This window comes from Pseudonocardia halophobica, assembly GCF_027922425.1.
In the GTDB taxonomy this organism is placed as follows: Bacteria; Actinomycetota; Actinomycetes; order Mycobacteriales; family Pseudonocardiaceae; genus Pseudonocardia; species Pseudonocardia halophobica.
In genome coordinates this window covers 1-1,791 of sequence record NZ_BSFQ01000101.1, presented here as the reverse complement: position 1 = coordinate 1,791, position 1,791 = coordinate 1, and the positions used below count along the sequence as shown (strand labels likewise).

1 protein-coding gene and 1 pseudogene are annotated in these 1,791 nt (G+C 65.0%); one reads left to right on the top strand and one right to left on the bottom strand.

Features of this window, described 5'->3' with window-relative positions; all coding sequences use genetic code 11:
• Positions 1 to 105: 105 nt before the first annotated feature.
• Positions 106 to 336 (bottom strand): annotated as a pseudogene (locus PKE99_RS37395) (transposase); the annotation flags it as partial.
• Between the two features lie 365 nt (positions 337 to 701).
• Between PKE99_RS37395 and PKE99_RS37390 the strand changes: the two are divergent.
• Complete coding sequence (locus tag PKE99_RS37390; protein WP_051738401.1) at positions 702 to 1,688, top strand: hypothetical protein; 987 nt, start codon at positions 702 to 704, stop codon at positions 1,686 to 1,688.
• Positions 1,689 to 1,791: the final 103 nt, after the last annotated feature.

Sequence of the window (1,791 nt, the reverse complement as noted above, 5' to 3'; positions counted from 1 at the left end):
CCGGACGAGGCCGAAGCCACCTACTACGCTCGCACACCCCCGCCCGAACACCTCGGAGCGGGACAACCGAGCCTCCACTGAACCCGGGGCGGTTCACGCCCACCGCGCAAGCCGGCCACGCACCTGCGCGTAGTCCCAGGTCGAGGACGTCACGAACTGCTGCAACTGCTGATGATCGACCCCGAGCCGGGCGGCCATCGGCTGCATCGACTTGCGCTTGCCATCCAGCAACAACCCACGCAGATACAGCTCGCCCTTGGCCCGCTGATCTGCCCGGGCCAGCCCGCCGAGCAGCTCGGCCGCGAACGCCACCAACCGCGGCCGCACCTGCCCCATCTCCTCCGGAGTCACGACCCCGACGAGATCACGAACCACGCCGAATCAGCGGGAACGACACACCTAACAAAGTACTACTGGTCAGCTGCCGGACTGGGGCCGCGTGCGAGGAGACTATGGGGGTAGCGAGGACGGGGATTTCAGGTTCCGACGCGTGCGCGCCGGTGTGAGGTGACGGACGGTGCGTCCGCGGGGGTGCTCAATGGCCTCGTTGCCTCCGGCGCTGAGTGGCAGAAGGGGGCCGCCCCCTTGGTCCGCTTCGGGTAACGTCCCGAACCGGACGAACGACTCAAGCCTCGATGAATGATGGACGCCACGGCCGAGGACGTGTACCGGCGCGGATCCGGCCAGGCTTCGACGTCCCGGTGCTGCTCATCATGTTCAATCGGCCGGACAAGGTTCGCCGTATGGTCCAACTCCTGCGTGTCGTGCGTCCGCAACGCCTCCTGGTCGCGGCAGATGGTCCACGTGCGAACGTCCCCGAGGACACGATCCGATGCGCGGAGGCCCGGCGGGCGATCGACGACGTCGATTGGCCCTGCGACATCGAGGTGCTGTTCCAAGACGTTAATCTCGGCTGCAAGCGCGGCCCTGAGACCGCTATCAATTGGTTCTTCTCTCGCGTATCCGAAGGGTTGATACTCGAGGACGACTGCCTGCCCTCTGCTGACTTCTTCCCGTTCTGCGCGGAGCTGCTGGAGCGCTACCGCCATGAAGAGCAGGTGATGATGATCAGTGGGTTCAACTCGGTCGGGTCCTGGGCGGACACCGAGAAGAGCTACCTGAGCAGCAGAACGTCACCGACATGGGGCTGGGCCACGTGGGCGCGCGCGTGGGCCGCCTACGACCCCGCGATGAGCGCGTGGAGTACCCCTGAAGGGCGACGTGCGGTGCGTCGCCGTCTCCCATTTGTCGAATATCTGTTATTGCGTCGACGATTCGATTCCGTTGTTGCCGGGGAGCTCCATGCATGGGATTTTGCTTGGGCATTCGCCATGCTGTACCGCGGCGGCATGTCGCTCATCGCCGCCAGAAACGTTGTGTCGAACGTCGGGTTCGGCGTCGACGCCACTCATACCCGGAACCCTTGGTGTGCCGAAGCTCGGGTGCCGGTTCTTCCGATTCTCTTTCCGCTCGTTCATGTCGACCGAGTTGAACTGTCGCCTGCCTTCGAGAGAGCCGCCTACCGGACTCGATGGCCCTGGGCTCGGCGCATCATGACGCTGCTGCCTTCGCGAATCGCCGAGTGCATCCGGGCACTCACGTACGCGGGAGTGTCCAGGGGTCTCTTCGTAGGCGCAGGCAACCCGGCGAGGACCGGACGGGGAGAATCTCAAAGGGTCAGCTACTGAGATGTTATGGCCCTACCCCGGGCCGCCTCGAGGGATGAGAATCGGGGTGGGGGTCGGCTGTGCTCGTTCGCGCTTGGTGCGTGCGAACCCGGTACTGAGACTG